The 384-nt window shown below is 35.7% G+C and carries 1 protein-coding gene; it reads left to right on the top strand.

From position 1 onward, the window contains the following. Positions 1-384: PBP1A family penicillin-binding protein (locus tag H2O73_RS23470; protein WP_220457692.1), on the top strand; the 384-nt coding region annotated here is incomplete at both ends.

The following is a 384-nucleotide window of genomic DNA, read 5'->3' as shown; positions in this document are numbered from 1 at the left end:
CGTGAAGGTACAGCAACCTATTTTAGAGAATATCTTCGTGCTTTTATGAAAGATTGGACAAACGATGAAGCAAATAGAAAGCCAGATGGTTCAAAATATAATATTAATAGTGACGGGTTAAAAGTGTATACTACTATCGATTCTAGAATGCAATTACATGCAGAAGAAGCGGTAGCAAGACATATGCCTAGACTGCAAGCTGAGTTTTTTCATCAAAACACACCAGATAGAAATCCAACAGCACCATTTCTAGATTTAGATAAAAATCAAATAGATGCCTTAATGAAGCGTTCTATGAGGCAAAGTGAACGATGGAGGCATATGAAATACGATCTTAGAAAGAGTGAAAAGGAGATTATCGCTTCGTTTGAAAAGCCTACAAAA

Origin of the sequence: Vibrio marinisediminis, assembly GCF_014050145.1 — a bacterium.
Lineage (GTDB): Bacteria > Pseudomonadota > Gammaproteobacteria > Enterobacterales > Vibrionaceae > Vibrio > Vibrio marinisediminis.
Note: the sequence above shows the minus strand (reverse complement) of the source record. Positions and strands in the feature narration are given on the sequence as shown.